The 23,551-nt window shown below is 53.2% G+C and carries 19 protein-coding genes; 9 read left to right on the top strand and 10 right to left on the bottom strand.

Annotated features, from left to right (window positions below; genetic code table 11):
* Nucleotides 1-12: 12 nt before the first annotated feature.
* From zntB to dbpA, 4 genes are all read left to right on the top strand, one after another.
* A complete protein-coding gene (zntB, locus tag AAGQ96_RS11160; RefSeq protein ID WP_147198083.1) occupies nucleotides 13-996 on the top strand; it encodes a zinc transporter ZntB in 984 nt (327 codons plus the stop codon).
* Nucleotides 997-1,274: 278 nt separating this feature from the next.
* Nucleotides 1,275-1,427 (top strand): hypothetical protein, encoded by a 153-nt coding sequence (locus AAGQ96_RS11155; protein WP_342753576.1) that lies wholly within the window; start codon nucleotides 1,275-1,277, stop codon nucleotides 1,425-1,427.
* Nucleotides 1,428-1,590: 163 nt separating this feature from the next.
* Nucleotides 1,591-2,484, top strand: coding sequence for a tRNA 2-thiocytidine(32) synthetase TtcA (gene ttcA, locus AAGQ96_RS11150; protein WP_147198081.1), 894 nt, complete (start codon nucleotides 1,591-1,593; stop codon nucleotides 2,482-2,484).
* A gap of 201 nt (nucleotides 2,485-2,685) precedes the next feature.
* A complete protein-coding gene (gene dbpA / locus AAGQ96_RS11145) occupies nucleotides 2,686-4,065 on the top strand; it encodes an ATP-dependent RNA helicase DbpA (protein WP_342753575.1) in 1,380 nt (459 codons plus the stop codon).
* 63 nt (nucleotides 4,066-4,128) lie between these two features.
* Here dbpA and AAGQ96_RS11140 read toward each other — a convergent pair whose 3' ends face one another.
* Nucleotides 4,129-4,416, bottom strand: a complete 288-nt coding sequence (locus tag AAGQ96_RS11140) for a putative quinol monooxygenase (RefSeq protein ID WP_147198078.1) — start codon at nucleotides 4,414-4,416, stop codon at nucleotides 4,129-4,131.
* 239 nt (nucleotides 4,417-4,655) lie between these two features.
* Here AAGQ96_RS11140 and AAGQ96_RS11135 point away from each other — a divergent pair, with 239 nt between their 5' ends.
* Nucleotides 4,656-4,925 carry a DUF333 domain-containing protein gene (locus AAGQ96_RS11135; RefSeq protein WP_147198076.1) on the top strand — a complete coding sequence of 90 codons (270 nt, stop codon included), beginning with the start codon at nucleotides 4,656-4,658 and terminating at the stop codon, nucleotides 4,923-4,925.
* Between the two features lie 49 nt (nucleotides 4,926-4,974).
* Here AAGQ96_RS11135 and AAGQ96_RS11130 read toward each other — a convergent pair whose 3' ends face one another.
* Nucleotides 4,975-5,973 (bottom strand): 2-hydroxyacid dehydrogenase, encoded by a 999-nt coding sequence (locus AAGQ96_RS11130; protein ID WP_147198074.1) that lies wholly within the window; start codon nucleotides 5,971-5,973, stop codon nucleotides 4,975-4,977.
* 198 nt (nucleotides 5,974-6,171) lie between these two features.
* Here AAGQ96_RS11130 and AAGQ96_RS11125 point away from each other — a divergent pair, with 198 nt between their 5' ends.
* On the top strand, nucleotides 6,172-8,781 hold the full coding sequence (locus tag AAGQ96_RS11125) for a YdbH family protein (RefSeq protein ID WP_342753574.1): 2,610 nt from the start codon (nucleotides 6,172-6,174) through the stop codon (nucleotides 8,779-8,781).
* A complete protein-coding gene (locus tag AAGQ96_RS11120; RefSeq protein ID WP_147198070.1) occupies nucleotides 8,782-8,976 on the top strand; it encodes a YnbE family lipoprotein in 195 nt (64 codons plus the stop codon).
* Between the two features lie 74 nt (nucleotides 8,977-9,050).
* Here the strand turns inward: AAGQ96_RS11120 and AAGQ96_RS11115 are convergent, their stop codons facing one another.
* Complete coding sequence (locus AAGQ96_RS11115) at nucleotides 9,051-9,656, bottom strand: FMN-dependent NADH-azoreductase (RefSeq protein WP_147198068.1); 606 nt, start codon at nucleotides 9,654-9,656, stop codon at nucleotides 9,051-9,053.
* Between the two features lie 1,139 nt (nucleotides 9,657-10,795).
* On the opposite strand from AAGQ96_RS11115, the gene hrpA reads away from it, so the two are divergent.
* The gene (hrpA, locus tag AAGQ96_RS11110; RefSeq protein WP_342753573.1) at nucleotides 10,796-14,692 is read left to right on the top strand and encodes an ATP-dependent RNA helicase HrpA; all 3,897 of its coding nucleotides are present in this window, start codon (nucleotides 10,796-10,798) and stop codon (nucleotides 14,690-14,692) included.
* Between the two features lie 126 nt (nucleotides 14,693-14,818).
* On the opposite strand, the gene AAGQ96_RS11105 is transcribed toward hrpA, so the two are convergent.
* The 5 genes from AAGQ96_RS11105 to rstA all read right to left on the bottom strand — a co-directional run bounded on the left by AAGQ96_RS11105 (nucleotide 14,819) and on the right by rstA (nucleotide 20,140).
* A complete protein-coding gene (locus tag AAGQ96_RS11105; protein ID WP_342753572.1) occupies nucleotides 14,819-15,628 on the bottom strand; it encodes a serine protease in 810 nt (269 codons plus the stop codon).
* 282 nt (nucleotides 15,629-15,910) lie between these two features.
* The gene (gene asr, locus AAGQ96_RS11100) at nucleotides 15,911-16,417 is read right to left on the bottom strand and encodes an acid resistance repetitive basic protein Asr (RefSeq protein WP_342753571.1); all 507 of its coding nucleotides are present in this window, start codon (nucleotides 16,415-16,417) and stop codon (nucleotides 15,911-15,913) included.
* Between the two features lie 179 nt (nucleotides 16,418-16,596).
* A complete protein-coding gene (locus AAGQ96_RS11095; protein ID WP_342753570.1) occupies nucleotides 16,597-18,087 on the bottom strand; it encodes a carboxypeptidase M32 in 1,491 nt (496 codons plus the stop codon).
* A gap of 25 nt (nucleotides 18,088-18,112) precedes the next feature.
* Complete coding sequence (gene rstB / locus AAGQ96_RS11090) at nucleotides 18,113-19,417, bottom strand: two-component system sensor histidine kinase RstB (RefSeq protein ID WP_342753569.1); 1,305 nt, start codon at nucleotides 19,415-19,417, stop codon at nucleotides 18,113-18,115.
* On the bottom strand, nucleotides 19,418-20,140 hold the full coding sequence (rstA, locus tag AAGQ96_RS11085; protein ID WP_147198053.1) for a two-component system response regulator RstA: 723 nt from the start codon (nucleotides 20,138-20,140) through the stop codon (nucleotides 19,418-19,420).
* A 177-nt stretch (nucleotides 20,141-20,317) separates the two neighbouring features.
* Between rstA and AAGQ96_RS11080 the strand changes: the two genes are divergently transcribed.
* Nucleotides 20,318-20,731 (top strand): hypothetical protein, encoded by a 414-nt coding sequence (locus tag AAGQ96_RS11080; RefSeq protein ID WP_147198051.1) that lies wholly within the window; start codon nucleotides 20,318-20,320, stop codon nucleotides 20,729-20,731.
* Between the two features lie 45 nt (nucleotides 20,732-20,776).
* Here the strand turns inward: AAGQ96_RS11080 and AAGQ96_RS11075 are convergent, their stop codons facing one another.
* Nucleotides 20,777-22,168, bottom strand: a complete 1,392-nt coding sequence (locus AAGQ96_RS11075) for an amino acid permease (protein ID WP_342753568.1) — start codon at nucleotides 22,166-22,168, stop codon at nucleotides 20,777-20,779.
* Between the two features lie 224 nt (nucleotides 22,169-22,392).
* Entirely contained in the window at nucleotides 22,393-23,343 is a 951-nt protein-coding gene (gene ydgH / locus AAGQ96_RS11070) for a DUF1471 family protein YdgH (RefSeq protein ID WP_342753567.1), read from the bottom strand.
* Nucleotides 23,344-23,551 lie beyond the last annotated feature (208 nt).

Raw genomic sequence — 23,551 nt, 5'->3', positions numbered from 1 at the left:
CGTGGAGCGGCTGTGGACGTCATAGAAGGTAAAGCTTTACAGGTGTCAGATGCCATCATTTCCTGCCAGCTGGATGGCAAAGGCGGGTTGATTCCCATTGATGATAAAGACGTGATTAATTGTGACCAGCCGTGCTGGCTGCATCTCAACTATACCCATCGTGAAAGCGCGGACTGGCTGATGTCAACGCCGCTGATCCCTGATGCGGTGCGGGATGCATTAGGGGGCGACAGTATGCGCCCACGTGTGAATCGGTTGGGTGATGGAACCATGATCACCTTGCGCAGCGTCAATCTCAACAGCGAGTCGCGTCCCGATCAGCTGGTGGTTATTCGGGTATTTATTAACGATAAGCTGATTGTGTCGACCCGGCAACGCAAGGTTTTTGCCATCGACGAAGTGCTGACTGACTTACAAAACGGTAATGGGCCGGTTAATGGCGGAAGCTGGCTGGTTGAAGTGTGCGATGCGCTGAATGATCACACCAGCGAGTTCATTGAAGAATTACACGACAAAATAATTGAGCTGGAAGATGCCGTTGTCGAGCAGCAGGTTCCGCCACGAGGCGAGCTGGCGCTTATTCGTAAACAGCTGATCATCATGCGTCGTTACATGGCGCCGCAGCGTGACGTGTTTTCGCGAATTGCCAGCGAGCGGCTGCCGTGGATGAGCGATGACGACCGTCGCCGGATGCAGGATATTTCCGACCGGCTCGGGCGTGGCCTGGACGATTTGGACGCCAGCGTAGCCCGCACCGCCGTGCTGGCGGATGAAATTAGTACGGTGATGGCAGAAGCGATGAACCGCAGAACCTATACCATGTCGCTTCTGGCGATGGTATTTTTGCCAACAACCTTCCTCACCGGACTGTTTGGCGTGAATTTGGGCGGTATTCCGGGCGGCAACTGGCATTATGGGTTCAGTACGTTTTGCCTGTTGTTAGTGGTACTGGTGATGGGCGTTGCCTGGTGGTTACATCGACGTAAATGGCTGTAAAAGCGGACGGCGCAAAGCGACGAAAGGCGGAAAAGGGGGATTAAAGCTGATCGACATCAATAAAATCCCTGCTCACCTAAGGCAAACTCTCTTTCGCAGGTGAATGCAACGTCAAGCGATGGGCGTTGCGCTCCATATTGTCTTACTTCCTTTTTTGAATTATTGCATAGCACATTTAATTCATACAGGCCGGCGCAAGCCGGCTTTTTTTTGCGCATTTGCCAGCGCTCCGTGACGTGCCTATGCTTATAATTCCTGTCACGTCTGAGGAGGAAGAGATGTCATATAGCACACTGGAAAATCCACGCGCGTCTGACCCGGTCCCAACAGACCCCGTTCCGATTCCCGAACCTATCCCGACGCCCCAGCCCATGCCCGATCCGCCACCGGATGTCCCGGATCCGATTACCGATCCACCGCTGCATATGTAAGTAAAGGCTGGCCGGTTGACGTCATACTGTGAACCGGCCCCGGATCCGCATCCGGCCACCCAGTGATATTCCCACCTTTCCGAAAAACCCGTATAATCCGCGCCAACTTAGTGCCTAACCAGGAAATCTACAGCCGGTTTTATCGGTCGTTGTGAAATTAGCTATGAATCAAACAGATACAAGAAAAGAATCGCTTGAGTTCAACAAACTCCAGAAGCGCCTCAGAAGAAACGTTGGCAACGCCATCATCGACTACAACATGATTGAAGAAAATGATGTGGTTATGGCCTGCATGAGCGGCGGCAAAGATTCATTTGCAATGTTAGATATCCTGTTGAATTTGCAGAAAGTTGCGCCCATCAAGTTTGATGTGGTGGCGGTTAATCTCGATCAGAAACAGCCCGGTTTCCCGGAACACATTCTGCCAGACTATTTTGAAACGCTGAACATTCCTTATTACATCGTCGATAAGGACACCTATTCAGTGGTGAAAGAGAAGATCCCTGAAGGCAAAACGACCTGTGGATTATGCTCAAGGCTGCGTCGTGGCACGCTTTACTCCTTCGCTGAGCGAATCGGCGCCACTAAAATCGCGCTGGGACACCATCTCGACGATATCGTCGAAACGCTGTTCCTCAATATTTTTCATGGCGCGCGCATGAAGGCGATGCCGCCAAAGCTACGCTCTGACGACGGACGTAACGTGGTGATCAGGCCGCTGACTTACTGCCGTGAAAAAGATTTAATCCGCTATGCGGAAGAGAAAAACTTCCCGATTATCCCGTGCAACCTCTGCGGTTCGCAGGAAAATCTCCAGCGCCAGTCAATCAAAGCGATGCTGTCCGAATGGGATAAAAAAGATCCGGGCCGGGTGGAAAGCGTCTTCAAGTCTATCCAGAACGTGAGCCCAAGCCAGCTGGCGGATCGCAATCTGTTCGACTTTGAAAATCTGCCGCTGGATCGTGAAGGCGAGCGGGAAGAATACGCGTTTACGGAAGCAACGGTTTCTTCCACTAACATCGATAAAGCCATGTTTATTGATGTGACAAATATCTGACAGACATTCGGGTAGTAATACGGGAATTGATTTAGCTGCAACAGAACATTATCTGGCAATAAGCGTAATCAGAAGATGCTGTATGCAGCCACTCTACTCACTTTTTTCAGGCTAAATCAGTTGCTGTTGGTGACGATCGGGGAGGGGTTTTCTGCTACACTCAGCGCCAATCCCTCCTCCGGTTTTTTCAGAGAGTAATTTGTGAGCGCTTTTTCAACCCTGACTTCATTGCCCGCCAGCCAGATCGAGAATCTGAACGAGCTGGGCTACCTTACCATGACCCCAATTCAGGCAGCTTCGCTTCCGGCGATCCTCGAAGGGCGAGACGTTCGTGCGCAGGCGAAAACCGGCAGCGGCAAAACGGCTGCTTTTGGCCTGGGCGTGATGCAGCGTATTGACGCCACCCAATTTGTTACCCAGTCGCTGGTGCTTTGCCCAACGCGTGAGCTGGCGGATCAGGTGACTAAAGAGCTGCGTCGTCTGGCGCGTTTCACTGCCAATATTAAAATTCTGACGCTTTGCGGCGGACAGCCGATGGGCGCTCAGCGCGATTCTCTGGTGCATGCGCCACACATCGTGGTCGGTACGCCGGGACGCATTCTGGATCACCTGAAGCGTGAAACGCTACAGTTGAACAGCCTTACTACCCTGGTGCTGGACGAAGCCGATCGCATGCTGGAAATGGGTTTCCGCGACGACATCGACGCCATTATCGGCCATACGCCATCTGCCCGTCAGACGCTGCTGTTCTCGGCAACCTGGCCGCAGGATATTGCACAAATCAGCCAGCGTATTCAACGCGATCCATTAAGCGTGGAAACGGACGTGGTTTCCGATCTGCCCGCCATTGAACAACGGTTCTATGAAGCAAGCCCGCGTGAAAAACTCACCGCGCTAATTGGCCTGCTAAGCGATCGCCAGCCTCCTTCCTGCGTGGTGTTCTGCAATACCAGACGCGAATGCGACGATATTGCCGCGGCACTGGAAAACAGTCAGATTAGCGCGCTGGCGCTGCACGGCGATTTAGAACAGCGCGACCGCGATCAGGTGCTCATCCGTTTTGCTAACGGCAGCTGCCGTGTGCTGGTCGCGACAGACGTTGCTGCTCGCGGATTAGATATCAAGTCTCTGGCGATGGTGGTGAACTATCAGCTTTCATTCGATCCGGAAGTGCACGTTCATCGTATCGGGCGTACTGCGCGTGCCGGAGAAGAGGGAACAGCGGTAAGTTTTGTCGCGGCAGATGAAATGATCCGCGCTCACGCGCTGGAAGATTTCTTACAGCAAAAGCTGAGCTGGCACAGCCTGTCAGAACTGAAGTCCGTGGCGGCAAAACCGTTGCCAGCCGCGATGGCGACGCTTAGCCTGGACGGCGGCCGTAAGGCAAAAATTCGCCCGGGAGACATCCTGGGAGCGCTGACTGGTGAAGCGGGACTGAGCGGCGATCTTATCGGCAAAATTGATATCGGGCCGACTCAGGCGTACGTAGCGATTCGTTATGACAGCGTACGTAAGGTGATGAATCAGCTACAGCAGCTGAAAATCAAAGGGAAATCCTGCCGGGCGCGTCTGCTGAAATAAAACAATTAACCCCAGCCAGGCTGGGGTTAGTTTTGCCGTATTGATCACTTATGACGGCACGTTTCAGAACTTAATCACTTCAGGCGGCTGGGCCAGCAGCGGTTCGGCATCGGCCATCAGGGTGAGGAAGTGGGCCTGTTTGCCATGGACATCCACGGCCTGGGCGTCTTTCCAGGTTTCATGAAACAGAAACACGTTGCCATCTTCCACGCTGCGATACAGATCGTAATGCACACAGCCTTCTTCAGCGCGAGCGGGTTTGACGCCAGCATTAAGCACTTTTTTCAGCTCTTCAGCTTTGCCCGCCCTGGCGGTAAATTTCGCCACGATACGCACATGTTTATCGGTCATCCTGTTCTCCTTTACTGTTAATACCTTTGCCGGACATTCACCGGTACTGAAATAGACTTTTCAGTTCGTTGTAAAACTCAATAACTACAGCCTGTTAAAAGAGGGTAAGGAAAAATAAGAGCGGTGGCTATTGCATTCGAATTTTTTTATTTAGTAAATATTCGTGACAGCGCTCGACCCATAAGAATTCATGGCTTATTCTGACCCACGCCCTGTCCATTGATCCCGGAGTTTTTTGAATGAAAGCAGCGACCTTTCTGTTAGCTGGTTGCGCGTTGTTGCTGGCTGGCTGTAGCAGCAATACCGACAACGAACCGCCGCAACAGGCTACCAGCGCGCACGTTCCAAAAGTCATGATGTCCGAACTGGCCGCCAGCACCTGTGCCAGCGCCGGGGGCACGCTGGCGTTATCCCGCCAGCTTGACGGCAGCGCCGTTGGGATGTGCCAGCTGGCTAATGGTCGACGCTGCGGTGAAAATGCCCTCGCCAGCGGCACCTGCGCCCGCTAGCTTTCCGGCAATAAAATGATTGGGCGGGCTCTGCCCGGCGGCCCGTAAGTCAGCTCTGAGCGGTAAGCTCATTGTCACAAGGCTGATTTTTTTCCAGCTGCTTCAGGTTTTCCAGCGTCGTTTTCGCGATGCTGGTCAGCGCTTCCGCCGTCAGAAAAGCCTGATGTCCGGTAAACAGGACGTTATGGCAGGCAGAGAGCCGGCGGAAAACATCATCCTGAATAACGTCATTAGATTTATCCTCAAAGAACAGGTCGCGTTCGTTTTCGTACACGTCCATCCCCAGCGAGCCGATTTTTTGCAGTTTTAAGGCATCAATCGCCGCCTGTGAATCAATCAGCCCACCACGGCTGGTATTAATAATCATCACGCCATCTTTCATTTGCTGAAACGCCGCCATATTCAGCAGGTGGTTATTTTCCGGCGTCAGCGGGCAGTGCAGGGAAATGACATCCGATTCACGGAACAGGGTTTTGATATCAACATATTCTGCGCCCAGCTCCAGCGCCTGAGGATTCGGATAGGGATCAAAGGCTAACAGCCGCATGCCAAAGCCTTTTAGAATACGTAAAGTCGCGAGGCCGATTTTTCCCGTACCAATAATTCCTGCGGTACGGCCATGCATATTAAAGCCAATCAGCCCTTCCAGAGAGAAATTGGCGTCACGGGTTCGCTGATAAGCGCGATGGATCCGCCGGTTAAGCGTCATCATCATGCCGACAGCATGCTCGGCTACCGCTTCCGGCGAGTAGGCCGGGACGCGTACGACTTTTAGCCCCAGCTCTTTCGCTGCATCAAGATCGACGTTATTGAAGCCCGCACAGCGTAGCGCAATAAATGTGATCCCTAATGCAGCCAGCTCTTCCAGCACGGCCCGGCTGCCATCGTCATTAACAAAAATACAGACGCCCGTACAGCCGGTAGCCGTTTTAGCCGTACGTTCGGTCAGCAGAAAATCGAAAAACTCCAGTTCAAAACCATAGCTTTCGTTCACCTGCTCAAAGTATTTCCGGTCATACTGCTTGGTACTGTAAACCGCGAGTTTCATGCTTTCTCTCCTGTGACCGTAAAGAAAATATAACCAGGCTCAAGGTTAATAATAGTTCTCATTAAGCCGTGGAAGCCGGGTTTATACCAGAAAAATTAATGCTTAACGCATGAATTTCAGGTTAAAAACTTCTCCCGCCGCGCGTAACGTGACATCATTTACCCTGATGATATTCACGGATGGGGCGGATTAACGGTCATGAGCCGGGGCGGAAAAGGGCTGATTGCAGCGCTGTTGATTTTGATGCTACCGGTGGTGGCCTTTTTTAACCTGAGCTGGTGGCTTCCCCGACTGGCGGGTTTTTGGCTGCCTGCCACAACAACGCTCTCCCTGGAGGGCCGCCCGGTGTGGGGAACAGCAGGGCTTCAGCTGCCCGCTATCCACTACCGGGTAAAAGATTGCGAGCTGGCTGCCGTAAACGAGCCGGTACTGAGTCATAAAGCGGGCCGCTGGCTGTTACATGCCCGCCAGGTCGAGATCAACAGTGCCTGTTTCAGCCAGTTGCCTGCCACGCCTTCACAGCCAACAGCACCGCGTTCCCTGGCTGAATGGCAGGCGATGCTGCCCAAAGCGACCGTCACTGTCGATCGGCTGCTTGTTAGCCCCTGGCAAACCTGGGCGGGTTCCCTGACGCTTAACGTTGATGATCGGCAGCGAATAACCTATCGGGGAAAATCCCTGTCACTTGAGGCGGAATTACAGGGGCAGCAGCTCATTTTGCACTCGCTAACGCTAACGGCTGCTGCGCTCACGCAGCCTGTGAACCTGAGCGGAACGCTGATGCTGCCTGAGATTCCTGACACGCTTCCCGCCAGCGGCATTTTGAGCGCTGATTTGGCTTTGCAGCAGATCCCCACACCCTTAAAAGCCACGCTGCGCTGGCAGCAGGATCGAGGGGAACTGATGCTAAAGCCGACCGATGAGACGGAACCGCTGGCATTGCTGCCGTGGCAGGTTTCTGCGGATAAAATCACCCTGGATCAGGGGAGATGGCGCTGGCCGTACGCCGCACAGCCGGTCTCGGGCGGCATCACGCTGGCATTACAGCACTGGCAGAAAGGGCTGTCTGCGACTGAGATTACCGGTCGGCTGAACGTCCTGACCCAGGGGCGCGGCGGAAAGGGGAACGTGGTGTTAACGCTGGGGCCTGGCCGCCTGGACTGGACCGACAGCGAGCTGCCGTTTCGCCTGACCGGTGAAAGCAAACTAGCCCGACTGCTCTTCTTTGCCGGCATACCGGGCAGCGTGCAGGGGCCGCTGCTCGATCCCCTCTTGCATATCAAACCCGGTGCGCTTTTACGGATGCGCGGACGTATGCTCTCTACGCTGGAAGTGGATGAAGCCCGCTGGCCGCTCTCCGGTATCAACGTCTCCTCTGCCGGCATTGACGGGCGGCTTCAGGCAATTCTTTCCGCGCACGACCCACAGAGGGGCCAGTTCCGCCTGCATCTGGATGGCCGGGCCAGCGATTTTTGGCCGGATAAAGGTGAATGGCGCTGGCGTTACTGGGGAAACGGGGTACTGGCGCCGCTGGCGGCAGCCTGGGATGTGAAAGGTCAGGGACGCTGGCAGGACCAGCTGATTGAGCTGGCGTCACTGTCAACCGGCTTTAATCACATCAATTACGGCAGCGTTAACGTTCAGGATCCAAGGCTAACCCTGACCGCGCCGGTACGCTGGCAGCGCAATGAACAGCATCCTGCATTCACCGGAAAGTTTCGCCTGGAGGCGCAGCAAACCCACTTCAGCAACGGCGGGTATCTGATGCCAGCCACGCTACTGATTGCCGTAAAAGGTGTCGATCCTTCCACTTTTCAGTTCACTGGCGATCTGGACGCACCGCCAACCGGCCCGATAAAAGTACGCGGCCGGTGGGATGGGGAACGCCTGCGCGGTCAGGCGTGGTGGCCTCAACAGGATCTCACCGCGTTTCAGTCGCTGCTAAGTGAAGATTTAAAAATGAAAATTCAGCACGGAACGCTGAAAGCCCAGGTGGCGTTTTCGGCAGCCAGTGAAGGATTTACCGCAGGCGGTCACTGGGTGGTGAACAGCGGCAGCCTGTGGATGCCGGATAACAGTATTAACGGGATCAATTTTTCGCTGCCGTTCAGGTTTAAAGACCACCAGTGGTATTTCGGCGCCAAAGGGCCGGTATCGCTGCGTATTGCGGAGGTCAAAAACCAGTTCTCCCTGCATAATATCACCGCCGATTTACAGGGCTGGTATCCATGGAACGCTCGTCAGCCGCTGCGTTTAACGAACGTTAGCGTCGATGTGTTGGGTGGGCAGATGACGCTTGTCAGCCTGCAAATGCCGCAGCGGGAAGCGGCGACGTTGCGCCTGAAAAACATCAGTATGAGCGAGTTGGTAACGGCAATAAAACCGAAGCAGATCGCTATGTCTGGCCATGTCAATGCGGCGCTGCCGCTGTGGCTGGACAATCCGCACTGGCTGGTTGAAGGCGGCTGGATCGCCAATAATGGTCCGCTGACCGTTCGGCTGGATAAGGATTTTGCCGACACGCTTGCGGCCAATAATATTGCCGCCGGCGCAGCAATGGACTGGCTGCGCTATATGGAGATTTCCCGCAGCTGGGCCACGCTTGATATCACCAGGCTGGGACTGATGAACCTGAAGGCGCAGGTCAATGGCACCAGTCGTTTCAGTGATAAAAACCAGCGTGTTTCACTCAACTATACGCAGCAGGAAAATCTTTTCCAGCTCTGGCGCAGCCTGCGTTACGGCGATAATTTGCAATCATGGCTGGAGCAGCACGCCACTCTGCCATCGCAACAAGGAAAACACTGAATGAAATGCATTCTGCTGATGCCGGTCGGCGTACTGCTGCTAAGCGGCTGCGTTCCGCGTATTGAAGTGGCGGCGCCGAAAGAGCCGATTACCATCAACATGAACGTCAAAATCGAGCACGACATTCGAATTAAAGCGGATGACGATGTAAAAACGCTGTTAAAAAATCAGGATAACCTGCAAAAAACCCCCTGACAGCAGGGCTGGCAGAGGGTTCGGTCTTCATCTCAGGTTAACTGCCTGAAGCAGGCACCCGGAACGGAAAAATCTCAGGCAGCAACGATCTGCTTCAGCGCTTCTTTTGCATCGTTAGCCGCTTTGGTCGCTACTTCTGGCCCATAGGCGATGCCTTCAGCGAAGACGAACTCAACGTCGCTCATGCCCAGGAAGCCCAGGAACAGCTTCAGGTAAGGGGTCAGCAGATCGCTTGGGGTATCTTTGTGGATGCCGCCACGGCTGGAAATGACCACCACTTTTTTACCGGTGATCAGGCCTTCCGGGCCGTTTTCGCTGTAACGGAACGTCACGCCAGCGCGGGCAACCAGGTCGAAATAGTTTTTCAGCTGGGTAGGGATATTGAAATTATACATTGGCGCAGTGATCACTACGGTATCAGCAGCCTGAATTTCAGCAATCAGCTCATTCGACAGATCCAACGCTTCCTGCTGACGTGGAGTCAGGGTTGCATCAGAAGGGCGCAGCGCGCCAACCAGCTCGCCGTCCAGTACCGGGATTGGATTGGCGGCCAGGTCGCGAACGACAATATCATCGCTGCCATGAGCGGTTTTCCACTCTGCAATAAAGTGGTCAGCCAGCTGGTTGGACTGAGAATAACCGGCGAGAATACTGGATTTCAGAACTAAAACTTTGCTCATGATAATTTCCTGTGCGTTACGCGGAAGGGCTTCCGCTCAATGCTTTACACTTTATGGGTAAACATCTCTCAGTGATAGTGCAATATTCTGAGGCCGATGTTCGAATTTACTGAACAAGCTTACCCGGTTAGGGGCGTAGCATGCTTATGTTATCAGCTCCGTGGCAGGATGAGGACACGTTCCAGGCGCGCTATAAATCGTAAGCCCAGACTAAAAATGCCGCGCACGGCCTTTATGTTCAGATTCTGATGCACTCATATATAGAATAGAAAATGGCCCTGACACGGGCCATGCTGAAACTAAGGTAAAATCAGACCGAAAAAGGCAAACAACATATAACACGCTGTTGCTGCAAACCACAGACAGGAGAAAATCATCATCCATGGATGTATTTTAATGTTTATATCTTTAAAGAAAGAATATGCTTCGTCGTTATGATTCATAAGAAAATTTCTTTCCATGGCTTAATTTTATAAAAAATCGCATGACCGGAACTTCCTTTCTCCCTCCTGGTAATTGCTCTAAACGCGGCAACGCCACCGCCTTCGAAAAATTTGCAATTAATATAAATAATTCAACTGCGTTACGCTAAAAGTGTTGTAGCCTGCTAAGAGTGGTCACTACGGCGCACCCCTTAATCACCAAAACTGACCCGCCAAATTATCTGGTCAAATCGGCTGCACAGGATTGCCAGTAGGAAACAGGAGAAGATTACCTGACCTGGCTGGATGAATTTCTCGCTGAGCTTTGGCGAGTGCTTAGACCTGCAGGAAGCCTTTATCTGTTTTATAGCTTGCGCCTGTCCGCTAATACCGCGTGGCTGGTGCGCCAGCGTATGAATGTAATGATCAATTTCACGGGTGATTTTTCCATGAAGGGTTCGCGTTATACGCTTCCCCCATGTACTGCGAACAACGGCAGCGGCTGGCATCAGGCTAATCGACCAGGCAATCCTTTTTCACGGTGTTTTTCATCAATCCAGTCAGCCCACTACTGCATAATTTCTTATCACAGAATCAACACCTGCCAGCAATTTTGCTTTAGCCTCAGACTGGCCTGGGCATGTGCTACACTACGCAAAATTTTTTTCATCTGCATTCATTGGCCAGCCTGCTGGCAATTAGCGAGCCTGATACTTTATGTCTGATCTACCCCAATCGCCGCTGACGGCGCTGCAACCTCGCCTCGATGCGCTGATGCTGCGCGATCGTCAGCGTCTGCAAAAACGCCTGTTCGGGGCAAAAAAAGTCAAAAATCCCGCCGCACAGCAGGCGATTGCTGAAGAGCTTAGCGGGGACATTAGCATAGCGGAGCAGCGCGTTGCACAGCGTAAAGCGGCGACGCCCGCTATCCGTTATCCGGAAAACCTGCCGGTTAGCCAGAAAAAGCAGGAGATTGCCGAGGCGATACGCGATCACCAGGTAGTGATAGTCGCGGGTGAAACCGGCTCAGGTAAAACCACTCAGCTACCTAAAATCTGTCTGGAGCTGGGCCGTGGCATCACCGGCCTGATTGGCCACACCCAGCCGCGCCGTCTTGCGGCCAGGACCGTTGCGGATCGCATTGCTGACGAGCTGGAAACATCGCTCGGCGGCTGCATTGGTTACAAGGTACGTTTTAACGATCAGGTCAGTGAAACTACTCAGGTCAAGTTAATGACCGACGGGATTTTGCTGGCGGAAATCCAGCAGGATCGGCTGCTGTTGCAGTACGACACCATCATCATTGATGAGGCGCACGAGCGCAGCCTGAACATCGACTTCCTGCTGGGCTATCTGCGCGAGCTGCTGCCGCGTCGCCCTGATTTGAAAATTATTATTACCTCAGCCACCATCGATCCGCAGCGTTTCTCGCGTCACTTCCATAACGCGCCGGTAATTGAAGTATCAGGCCGGACTTATCCGGTTGAGGTGCGCTATCGTCCCGTTGTTGAAGATGCGGACGATACCGAGCGCGATCAGCTACAGGCCATTTTTGACGCGGTAGATGAACTGGGCCAGGAAAGCCGTGGCGATATCCTGATCTTTATGAGCGGCGAGCGGGAGATCCGTGATACCGCCGATGCGCTGAACCGTCGCGATTTACCGCATACGGAAATCCTGCCGCTGTATGCACGCTTATCGAATGCCGAACAGAACCGGGTATTCCAGTCGCACACGGGCCGCCGTATCGTACTGGCGACCAACGTTGCAGAAACCTCGCTGACCGTTCCCGGTATTAAATATGTTATCGATCCCGGTACGGCGCGCATCAGTCGTTACAGCTTCCGCACCAAGGTACAGCGGTTGCCGATTGAGCCGGTTTCTCAGGCGTCGGCCAATCAGCGTAAAGGCCGCTGTGGACGCGTTTCGGAAGGGATCTGTATCCGTCTCTATTCGGAAGATGATTTTTTGAGTCGTCCGGCGTTTACCGATCCGGAAATTTTGCGTACCAACCTGGCATCGGTCATTCTGCAAATGACCGCGCTGGGGCTCGGGGATATCGGTGCCTTTCCTTTTGTGGAGGCGCCTGACAAACGCAATATCCAGGATGGGGTCAAGCTGTTAGAGGAACTGGGCGCGATTACGCTGGATAATCAGCACTATAAACTCACCCCTTCCGGCCGCACGCTGGCTCAGCTGCCGGTCGATCCTCGCCTGGCGAAAATGGTGCTTGAAGCGCAGAAATATGCCTGTACGCGTGAAGTGATGATTATCACCGCAGCGCTTTCTATTCAGGATCCGCGCGAGCGTCCGGTTGAAAAACAGCAGGCTTCTGACGAGAAACACCGACGTTTTGCCGACAAAGACTCCGATTTTCTGTCGTTCGTTAATTTGTGGGACTACCTGCAAGAGCAGCAGAAAGCGCTGTCATCCAGCCAGTTCCGTCGCCTCTGCAAGACCGATTATCTGAACTATTTACGCGTGCGTGAATGGCAGGATATTTATACTCAGCTGCGTCAGGTTGTTCGCGAGCAGGGTATTCCGCTGAACAGCGAACCGGCGGACTTCCGTGGCGTCCATACTGCGTTACTGACCGGTTTACTTTCCCATATTGGACAGAAAGACACGGATAAACACGAATATACCGGCGCGCGTAATGCCCGTTTCTCCATTTTTCCTGGTTCAGGGCTGTTTAAAAAACCGCCGAAATGGACGATGGTAGCGGAGCTGGTGGAAACCAGCCGCCTTTGGGGACGCATTGCCGCGCGCATTGAACCCGAATGGATTGAGCCGGTCGCCCAGCATCTGATCAAGCGCAGCTACAGCGAGCCGCACTGGGAAAAAGCTCAGGGCGCAGTGATGGCCAGTGAAAAAGTCACGTTATACGGCCTGCCGATTGTTGCGGCACGTAAGGTCAATTACGGTCAGATCGATCCCGTGCTGTCGCGTGAACTTTTCATCCGGCATGCGCTGGTGGAAGGCGACTGGCAAACGCGTCACGCTTTCTTCCGCGCCAACCTGAAATTGCGGGAAGAAGTAGAAGAACTGGAGCATAAATCACGCCGTCGCGACATTCTGGTTGATGAAGAAACGCTGTTCAGTTTTTACGACCAGCGCATCCCGCATGATGTGATTTCCGCTCGCCATTTTGACAGCTGGTGGAAAAAAGCCAGCCGTGAACAGCCGGAGCAGCTGAACTTTGCTAAAGAGATGCTGATCAAGCAGGGCGCGGACAACGTCAGCAAGCTGGATTACCCGAACTTCTGGCAGCAGGGAAATCTCAAGTTAAAGCTGAGCTATCAGTTTGAGCCAGGCACCGACGCCGATGGCGTCACGGTGCATATTCCGCTGCCGCTGCTGAATCAGGTCGAAGAGAAAGGTTTTGAATGGCAGATCCCCGGCGTGCGCCGCGAGCTGGTTATTGCACTGATTAAATCGCTGCCGAAGCCGTTACGCCGTCACTTTGTGCCTGCGCCAAACTACGCCGAAGCGTTTCTTGGCCGGGTAACGCCGCTTGAACAGCCGTTACTGGAAGCTTTGGAGCGCGAGTTCCGTCGAATGAGCGGCGTGACGATAGAGCGCGAGGCCTGGCAGTGGGATCAGGTGCCCGATCATCTGAAAATGACGTTCCGTGTGGTGGATGAAAACAACCGCAAGCTGAGTGAAGGGCGCGATCTGTCGCAACTGAAGCAGGCGCTGAAAGGTAAAGTTCAGGAAACGCTGTCGCAGGTAGCTGACGATGGACTGGAACAGCGCGGGCTGCACATCTGGAGCTTTGGCGATTTGCCAGACCATTTTGAGCAAAAGCGCGGTAACTATAGCGTGAAGGCCTGGCCTGCGCTGGTGGATGAAAAAGAGAGCGTGGCTATTCGCCTGTTCGACTCTCAGCACGAGCAGCAAAAGGCAATGTGGCGCGGCCAGCGCAGGCTGTTGCTACTGAATATTCCTTCGCCGGTAAAATACCTGCATGAAAAACTGCCGAACAAAGCCAAGCTGGGACTTTATTTCAATCCTTACGGCAAAGTGCTGGAGCTGATCGACGACTGTATTGCCTGCGGCATTGATAAACTGATTGCGGAATATGGTGGCCCGACCTGGCAGGAAGAGAGTTACAACAAGCTGCACGATAAAGTTCGCGCCGAGTTGAATGACACCGTGGTTGAGATTGCTAAAAAAGTGGAGCAAATTCTTACCTCGGTTTTCAATATCAATAAGCGGTTGAAAGGACGCGTTGATATGACCATGGCGCTGGCGTTGTCGGATATTAAGGCGCAGATGAGCGGTCTGGTTTATCGCGGTTTTGTCACGCAAAACGGCTGGAATCGCCTCTCGGATACCTTGCGTTATCTGCACGCTATTGAGCGGCGGCTGGAAAAATTGCCGGTCGATCCGCACAGCGATCGTGCCCGCATGCTGAAGGTGGAAAAAATTCAGCAGGCCTGGAGCAGCTGGTTCAATAAGCTGCCTGCGGTACGCAAGGACGATGAGGATGTCAAAGCCGTTCGCTGGATGATTGAAGAGTTGCGGGTGAGCTACTTCGCGCAGCAGCTCGGTACGCCTTATCCGGTTTCGGAGAAGCGTATTCAGCAGGCGATGGATGAGATCGTGGAATAAGGGACGTTATTTTTACGTCTTTGTTCCAGTCCCGTGTTCCTCGCGCCAGATCCGGAGCAATAAGTCAAAGGGGAGCATTCGCTCCCCTCTCTTTATTAAAGTACTCATCAGAAACTGACGCGCAGTTTACTCCTGCGCCAGCGCTTCCAGATTATCGCGGAAAGCCGTTACGGCAATGGCGCGATTGTCGGCGAGGTAGCGATCTTTTGGCGCAGGCGCCGAACTTTGCACGGCAATCAGTTGCCAGGCATTATCCACCTTCAACAACAGCGGAGAACCGCTGTCGCCGGGCAGCGTATCGCACTGGTGAGACAGCACGCCTTTCTGTGCCCAACCGGTAATCAGGCAATCGGAATGGGAGTAGAGCGTATCGAGATGATCCAGCGGATAACCCGCCTGAGTCACCCGACGCTGCTCCTCTTTTAACGCAGCGGTCAAATCGCCACGGCTACCAGCAAATAAAGGCACCGGCGTGATGCCGGACGGTGGGTTATGCAAAATCACCAGGCCATAATCGTAGGGTGCCGCAGAAGCAGGAACTATCCAGCCGTCGCCGTCAGCTTTAAGCTTTTTCCCCAGGGCAGGATCGACGCGGGTTTCAATATTATGGATCTCATAACGCCAGTCACCAGCCGTAGTAGCGATAAAGCGTAGCGCAATGACTTTGTCGATTTTTCCGGGAGGCGTGAGCAGGCAGTGTCCGGCGGTTAACGCCAGATGAGAAGAGATCAGGGTGGCAGTGCACAGATTACCGCTGGCGGTTTCCAGTTGACCTATGGCTTCCCAGGGCTGGGCGGTTGTGTCTGCCACGGCCTTGCGGTCATCTTTGCCGAAGAACAGGGTTTTCGTCTCTTGTTCGCTTTGAACGTCGTCATCAGCATGGGTATAAAACGATAAGGCTAAACACCCCATTAAAAAAACAGCTGTCAGGCGCATATCTCTCTCAACATGGAGAATTATTAGGAATTATCACGACCATACGGTGACAATAACTATAGACGGATAGTGATTAAAAAGGGAGTTTAATTTGAAATATCAGCAAGCTAGGAAACTACAGGTAGAAGCTGGCAGCAATGATGCCGCAAAGGATCATAAAACCCAGGATAATTTCGAATAAATAGCGACGCACCATCATCCGCAACTCCAGAAAAAAACACCCGGTTAAACCGGGTGTTGTAGTGAGAGTCCTTCAGGATTCGATCCTGCTTAACGTCGGTCTCAAGCTTTTTTAGCGGCTTTCTTGTGGTGTACTTTTTTCGCAGCCTGGGCTTTCTGAGCGACTGGCTTAGCGGCTTTCTTGTGGTGTACTTTTTTCGCAGCCTGCGCTTTCTGAGCGACTGGCTTAGCAGCTTTCTTGTGGTGTACTTTTTTCGCAGCCTGGGCTTTCTGAGCTACCGGCTTAGCGGCTTTCTTGTGGTGTACTTTTTTCGCAGCCTGCGCTTTCTGAGCGACTGGCTTAGCGGCTTTCTTGTGATGCACTTTTTTCGCAGCCTGTGCTTTCTGAGCAACTGGCTTCTTAGCGGCTTTCTTGTGTTTTTTAGCGGCCTGAGCTTTCTGTGCGGCAGCTTTTTTATGCTTTTTAACGTGCTTAGTAGCATGAGCTGGCGCTGCAGTCGTTGTAGAAGCCGTTGGAGCGGTAGCTGGAGCAGCAGTGGTTTCAGCAGCGAAAGCAACTGAAGACATACCCATAGCAGCGGCTACAACCAGAGCAAATAATTTTTTCATTGCAAAACCCTCGTTTATTTTATTTCAAAGTTCAGCCCACTGCGGGGCCGGTGAAGAGAATATAAGGGATTGCGATGAGCGCTTCCGTGAGTGATTGGTATCGCTGTGTTACCGAATGTACAAAGCGGGCAGGAAGGGGAAGAGTACGCCCGGCAGCTAAAGGCCGGGCGGGGGCTGTATCAGTGACCGTTCAGATAACGATTTTCCAGATGTTGTTTAAAATACAACGGGTTGAGATCTTCACCGCTGGCATTTTCAATCAGCGTACGGGTACTGAAACGGCTGCCATGCTGCCAGATATTTTGCTGTAGCCAGTCAAATACCGGTTGCAGATTGCCTTCACGCAGGTAGTCATTCACCTGTGGCAACGCTTTTTTCACGCTCTGGAACAGCTGCGCGGCGTACATCGCACCCAGCGTGTAGGTTGGAAAATAGCCAAAAGCGCCGTCCGTCCAGTGGATATCCTGCATGCAGCCATCGCGATAGTTGCCGGTGGTATCCAGACCCAGCAGAGATTGCATCTTTTCCTGCCACAGTGCAGGAATGTCATCGACCTCAATATCACCCTCGATCAGCGCTCGTTCGATCTCATAGCGCAGAATAATATGCGCAGGATAGCTGACTTCATCTGCGTCGACGCGGATCAGACCCGGTTTAACACGCTGGTTAAGCGCAATAAAATTACCTTCTTCCAGCCCCGGCCGATCGCCCATCAGCTGTTTGACCTGCGGCAGGATCAGGCTGAGGAATTCGGCGCTGCGTCCCAGCTGTTTTTCAAAGAACAGGCTTTGCGATTCATGAATCGCCGTTGAGCGAGCCAGAGCGACGGGTTGACCAGCCCACTGCTTCGGCAAATTCTGCTCGTAATTAGCGTGGCCAGTTTCATGGATCACCCCCATCATCGCGCTGATAAACTCGTTTTCATTGTAGCGCGTGGTAATGCGGACATCCTCAGGAACACCGCCACAGAAAGGGTGTGCGCTGACGTCCAGGCGGCCTGCGTTAAAATCAAAGTTCAGCAGCTTCATCAGCGCGTGGCCGAGCTGTTTTTGCGATTCAACGGCGAACGGCCCGACGGGCACTTCAACTTGCTGCCGTGCCTGTTTTTCAACAATGCGGCTCAGCAGGGAAGGCAGCCACTCTTTAATATCGCCGAAAGTCTTATCCAGGCGGGCGCTGGTCATGCCGGGTTCAAAAATATCCAGCAGCGCGTCGTAGCGGGAGCAGCCGTTCGCCTGAGCACGAATTTCCGCTTCTTCGCGACTAAGCCTGACCACCTCTTTCAGATTGGTGGCAAAACCCTGCCAGTCGTTAGCCGGACGCTGCTGGCGCCAGGCATGTTCGCAACGCGTACCGGCAACGGATTTGGCTTCGACCAGCGAAGCGGGCAGCAGAGCGGCCTGCTGCCAGGCGCGGTGCATTTCAGCCAGGTTAGCGCGCTCAACGTCATTTAGCGAGGCGTCGGACGCTTCCTTCAACCACTGTTCCACCTTCTTGTCCGTCAGAATTTCATGCTGCAACACGCTCAGTTCAGCCAGCGCGGCGCCGCGGGCGCTGCTGCCGCCAGGTGGCATCATGGTCATCATATCCCAGCCGGTGATGGCCGACAGGTGACTGAAGCGGGAGAGTCGGGTAAAGGTCTTCGTCAGATTAGCGTAGGCAGATGACATAGCGATCCTTGATTGTCGGGCGCTGTCAGACAGCGCGGTGAGAAGAGGAAGATAATAAATTAACCGGCCAGCAAAAGCGAACGCTGGCGCCGCCTAACGGGCTGGCGTCAATTTGCACATAGCCGCCAAATGCGGCAGCGATGGAATGAACAATCGCCAGTCCCAAACCACAGCCGCCGGTCGCGCGATCGCGGCTCGGATCGAGTCTGACAAAAGGCTCAAACACGCGCTCACGTTCCTCTGGCGGAATGCCGGGGCCATCATCTTCCACCTGTAAACAGGCCGTGTTGCCGTCAAACCACAGGCCTACCCGCAGTCGCTGTTCGGCATAACGCAGCGCATTATTGACCAGATTGTCCAGCACGCGTTCCATCAGCCGGGTATCAGCCATGCCTGAATTCTCCCGCTGCGGCATATCAAGGTCGATGGCAAATTCAGGATGCACCAGACGAATATCTTCCAGCTTTTCGCTTAGCCAGGCGGCAAGATCTAACGACTGTACATTCAGATCCACGCGGGGACGATCCAGGCGTGCATAGGTCAGCAATTCTTCAATCAGCGATTCCAGCTGGCCAATATCGCGGTTTAACGCAGCGCGTTCGCTCGCGGCCAGATTATCACTCATCTCCAGTCGGTAACGCAGACGAACCAGCGGCGTCCTTAATTCATGAGCAATGCCGTCAATCAGCTGTTTTTTGCTGGCGACCAGCGTGTTGATATTGTCGGCCATCTGGTTAAAGGCCACGCCTAAACGAAGCAGGCTTGAGGTGTTATCAAAGTGAATGCGTTCGTCAAGATGCCCCTGACCAAAGCGCTGTGCGGCGGATTCCAGCCGCAGCATATCTTTCCAGTGCGGCCGCATCCAGATAAAGACCGGAAACGCCAGCGAAATGCCAATAAACGCCAGTAACGCAATATCCAGAATGCGCATTTCATGCAAAAAGAATAAATAAGGGATAGGCCCGACAACCAGCACGTAGTGACTGCGCGGAATATGTTGCAGAAAAGTATATTCGTCATCCATCGCCACGATTTCGCCCGCGCGCAGGCGGCGTAACGTAGAGGCATCAAGCTGGTAATTACTCATCGGCTCAATATGCAGCTTAAAAGATAAATTGAGTTCCAGATTATCGATGGTTTTATTCCAGTCGCGCGGGGGGATTTCCCGCAGCTCGCTGCGCATTAAATAAAGCGAACTTTTCATCAGGTCGTCCATCGACTGGCGTCCCGCCCGCTCGGCGGTAAATTTATAAACCAGCCCAACCAGCATTGCCATCACCAGGAAGCAGACAAACAGCAATAAATAAAACTGAATGAAAAGTTTCTTCATTTATTCAGCGTCCCAGGCGTGTGGCGCAAACAGATACCCTTTATTACGGATAGTTTTAATACGGTAAGGCTCGGTCGCGCTGTCCATCAGCTTTTTGCGTAAGCGTGAAATCGCCACGTCAATGCTGCGATCCATACCGTCATAGCTGACGCCACGCAGCGTTTTCAGCAGCGCATCGCGATTCAAAATCGATCCTGCATGGGTCGCTAACTCCCACAGCAAATCAAAATCGGCCGTGGAAAGGGCAACCGCTTCGCCAGCAAGGGTGATCTGACGATTGACCGGGTCGATAAACAACGTTCCAAAACGCAGCGCTTTCTGGCTGGTCAGGGAGGGAGGCTGGTCCGGCGTTTGCGTAACGGCCTGACGTAAATGCAACCGCAGCCGCGCGAGCAATACCGCAGGTGGGGTGGTTTTCAGGATGTAATCATTCGCACCCATCTCCAGCGAAAGAATATGGTTCATATCGCTGTCCAAAGACGTTAGCAGGACAATTGGACCTGACCAGGCGGAACTGGCGCGCAAATCGCGACACAGCGTCATGCCATCTTTTCCCGGCAGCATAATATCCAGCATAACTAAATCTGGCAGGGTAGCGGCTATTGTCGCTTCGGCACGATCGCCCCGGCTTTCAACAATAACCTCAATATCATGGCGACTGAGATAGGCGGCGATCAATTCACCCACATCCTGGTCATCTTCAACAAATACAATTTTGTTCATAATGCGGCTTATCTGAAAATGAAAAGTAAGATTACCCAATGTTCAGGCTAACTACTACGAGTTCATGTTAAATAACTCTCGATGTATAGTATAAATAGCGTAAAATATGCCATTATGTTCGCAGGGTTGTTTCCTGACGATTAGCGGAAACGATTAATGGAGAAAGGGGAGAAAAGGGTGTCTGATAAAGAGCTGGCTACAGCGGTGCACAGTGACCATATCTGCCTGAATTACATTGATTTTCTCTCAGCTTCCTGCAAAAAACGCTGGAGCTTTGTCGATGCAATTTATGGCGTGATGCCGATCTTCGGCATGGTGACTAAAAATTCACCGGATTTGCCTGGTGCACCTTCAGAACGGCTGAAAGCACTGGCTCTGCAAATTATTTCCACCCAGGTTAGTGACGAAATAAATATCGCGCGATTGATAACGCTGGCTGAACAACAGCATATTGAACAGTTCGATATTTTATTGCCTTACCCGCTTTCCGAACAGCAGCTTGAAACCATTCGCCAGGAATATGTAAAGCCGCTCAATCTTGAGCAGCACGACGATCGCCTGACGATCAATATGCCAGCATTTTCCCACTAGTCTGTGCATATTGCCGATTATAAACCGGCAATATGCAGCAGTTTCTTAGCGCACCAGCATCCACAGTGCAGGCGCTGCGCCGATTACCAGCAGCACCATCGCCATTTTCTCCATAGCGCAAAGCGGGGCGTTTCCTCTGCCGTCGCGACGCGCCCACAGGAACAGCGCAATTCCAGGCGCATACAGCACGACCGAAAGCAGCAGGTGCAGCGGGCCGGATGCATAAAGCAGCCACAGGCCGTAAGCGCTGGCACCACAAGCGATAGCCACTGCGCCGGTCTTTTTCAGCGAGCGGGCCACCTTAAACAGATAAGCGCCAACCAGCAGGTAAGGCACCAGCACCATTTCGGAAGCAATGCCAAGCAGCGTGTTGTAATCGGAGCCGGTCAGCCAAATCAGAATCAGGCAAGCCTGCACGCTAATATTGGTCAGCCACAGTGAGCCGGAAGGGGCACCCTGTGCATTCTGTTTTGCCAGCGAGCGGGGGAAAGCGCCCTGTTGTGCCGCCAGGAGCGGCACTTCAGCAGCCATAATCGTCCAGCTAAGATAAGCGCCACTGACAGAGACAATCAGCCCTGCCGCAATCACCACGTCACCCCAGGAACCCATTAGTCTGGTCAGCAAGCCCGCCATGGAAGGATTACGCATCGTGGCAAGCTCGGCGCGCGGAACGATCCCCAGTGACAGCAGCGTGACCAGCAGGTAAACGATCAGCGCGGCAACGACGGCCAGCAACGTCGCCCGGCCAACATCTTTTTTGTTACGCGCACGGGCTGAAACTACCACTGCACCTTCTACGCCAATAAAGACCCACAGCGTAATCAACATGGTGTTTTTCACCTGTTCCCAGACAGGCACGCCCAGCTCAACGCCGGTAAAATCAAAGCGGAAGCGGTCGAAATTAAAGGCTACAATCGCCAGAATGATAAACAGGCCCAGTGGAACGAGCTTGCCGAGCGTGGCAACAAGATTGATGCTGGCTGCCGTTTGCACACCGCGCAGCACCAGCCAGTGAACCATCCAGAGCAGCACAGAGGCTCCCAGTGCGGATTGCCAGGTGTTACCGTCACCAAACACCACGTGGCCGGGTGAATCGGTAAAAAAGCTCAGCGCCGAAAAAACAATAACCAGATAGGAAACATTGGCGATCACCGCGCATAGCCAGTATCCCCAGGCGGAACAAAATCCAACCAGCTCGCCAAATCCGGCGCGGGCATAGGTAAAAATACCGCCGTCCAGTTCCGGTTTGAAACGGGTCAGCAGCAGCAGCGCCAGCGACAGCATAATAATGCCGACACCGGTGATTACCCAGCCGATCAGCAGCGCTGCCGGGCTGGCCACCGCCGCCATATTCTGTGGCAGGCTGAATACGCCTGCGCCCAGCATCGAACTCAGTACCAGCGCCGTCAGCGCGGTAAGACCTAATTTTTTGTCCAAAAATGCATCCCAAAAACAGAATAAAAAACCATAGCAGGAGAATTAGATCGCATTTCATGGGCTGAGCTGCGCATAAATGTGAAGGAATCTCCTGAAACCGGCGGCGATTTTACGGAGTGGGCTGGTGAGATGCAATGCGCGATCGGGCGAAAAGTGAGTGAATATGCAAAATAAGGCGGGAAGCTATGCAATAAAGGGAGCGACGTGGTCGCTCCCGCAACACATTACTTAAAGAGATCCGCAGAAACGGTAAGGTTACCACCGCTCTGATTCGACCACTGACGCGTGATGTGATAATACTTCGCGCCTTTATCGATCGCCGCACGGCCAACCGCTTCCGAGATCTCGGTTGGTGTACCAAAGTGGCCGGTAAAGGTGACGCTGTCAAAAGGCTGCATTTGCGCGGCGGTGATAGCATTCACTTCCTGCACGCTTTTACCCGCTGGCGTTCTGACGGTGTAACGTTCACCCGTAGACGACTGGGTTTCGAAGAAACGGCCGACTTTGTTGCTAGGCGTTTCGGAGGAGGCGACGCCAGGGATCTGTACGGTTTTTGCTGCGGCACCGCCAGCAGCGACAGCGGCTTTTCCTGCCTGTGAATCTGCCGGGATCAGGTCAGGTGACTGCACCTTACGTTCTTTCGCATCGGCTTTATAAACATAGGCCGTGATGTACTGATTGCCGCCGCTGTTGGCATCAATCTGACGAATAATAAAGAAAGAGGCCGCGCCTTTCTCTTTTGCCTGTTTGGTAATGGCATCGTTAACGTCAGGCTGGCTGTGATAAAAGCCGCTAATTGACACCGTGTCGAAAGGTTCCAGCTTGTAAGCTTCAGCCTTGGTCAGTTCACGTACACCGTTAATGATGCGATCGGTGCTTTTAACCGCTTTAGGCGCATCGCCACGGTAAAGGTCGGCAACCACGCGCCAGTTTCCGCCGTTGCCGTTGGTGTCGTTAATGCCCTGAATGTAGTAGGAGGTGGCGCCCAGTTCATCTGCACGTTTTGACACAGCATCGCTGGCATCGTTAAGCGCATTAAAGCGGCCTGACACGGCAATGCGATCGAACGGTTTCAGCGATGCCGCTTTTTCCGGGGTCAGTTCCTGTGCCGCATGCGCGGTTAATGATGTGAGTGACAACAGGGCTGATGCCAGAATGGTGTTCTTCAGCTTCATAAAAATAATCCTTCGCCTTACGCAAAAAATGAGTACGAAAACGTGCTGGACTCTTGATGTGTAACAGATTAGCTGCCGATTATTGCATGTAATAATGCGTTCTGTCTCAGGCATTTTGCGCGGTCCAGCCAGCCAGCAGCCAGTCTCGCTCGTGAGAGTATTAAAAAATTGTTAAATTAAAGCACATGTTCGTTGCTTAACACTTAAA

It is taken from the genome of Pantoea sp. MBD-2R (genome assembly GCF_039134845.1).
Taxonomy (GTDB): Bacteria; Pseudomonadota; Gammaproteobacteria; order Enterobacterales; family Enterobacteriaceae; genus Erwinia.
This window is presented reverse-complemented; position numbering and strand designations above follow the sequence as displayed.

Coding starts and splice junctions, on each gene's coding strand:
- ttcA (WP_147198081.1), top strand. CDS start 1,591: ATGAATCAAACAGATACAAGAAAAGAATCGCTTGAGTTCAACAAACTC.
- AAGQ96_RS11140 (WP_147198078.1), bottom strand. CDS start 4,416: ATGACCGATAAACATGTGCGTATCGTGGCGAAATTTACCGCCAGGGCG.
- ydgH (WP_342753567.1), bottom strand. CDS start 23,343: ATGAAGCTGAAGAACACCATTCTGGCATCAGCCCTGTTGTCACTCACA.
- AAGQ96_RS11095 (WP_342753570.1), bottom strand. CDS start 18,087: ATGTCATCTGCCTACGCTAATCTGACGAAGACCTTTACCCGACTCTCC.
- AAGQ96_RS11130 (WP_147198074.1), bottom strand. CDS start 5,973: ATGAAACTCGCGGTTTACAGTACCAAGCAGTATGACCGGAAATACTTT.
- rstB (WP_342753569.1), bottom strand. CDS start 19,417: ATGAAGAAACTTTTCATTCAGTTTTATTTATTGCTGTTTGTCTGCTTC.
- AAGQ96_RS11125 (WP_342753574.1), top strand. CDS start 6,172: ATGAGCCGGGGCGGAAAAGGGCTGATTGCAGCGCTGTTGATTTTGATG.
- asr (WP_342753571.1), bottom strand. CDS start 16,417: ATGAAAAAATTATTTGCTCTGGTTGTAGCCGCTGCTATGGGTATGTCT.
- AAGQ96_RS11105 (WP_342753572.1), bottom strand. CDS start 15,628: ATGCGCCTGACAGCTGTTTTTTTAATGGGGTGTTTAGCCTTATCGTTT.
- rstA (WP_147198053.1), bottom strand. CDS start 20,140: ATGAACAAAATTGTATTTGTTGAAGATGACCAGGATGTGGGTGAATTG.
- AAGQ96_RS11155 (WP_342753576.1), top strand. CDS start 1,275: ATGTCATATAGCACACTGGAAAATCCACGCGCGTCTGACCCGGTCCCA.
- AAGQ96_RS11120 (WP_147198070.1), top strand. CDS start 8,782: ATGAAATGCATTCTGCTGATGCCGGTCGGCGTACTGCTGCTAAGCGGC.
- AAGQ96_RS11115 (WP_147198068.1), bottom strand. CDS start 9,656: ATGAGCAAAGTTTTAGTTCTGAAATCCAGTATTCTCGCCGGTTATTCT.
- AAGQ96_RS11135 (WP_147198076.1), top strand. CDS start 4,656: ATGAAAGCAGCGACCTTTCTGTTAGCTGGTTGCGCGTTGTTGCTGGCT.
- hrpA (WP_342753573.1), top strand. CDS start 10,796: ATGTCTGATCTACCCCAATCGCCGCTGACGGCGCTGCAACCTCGCCTC.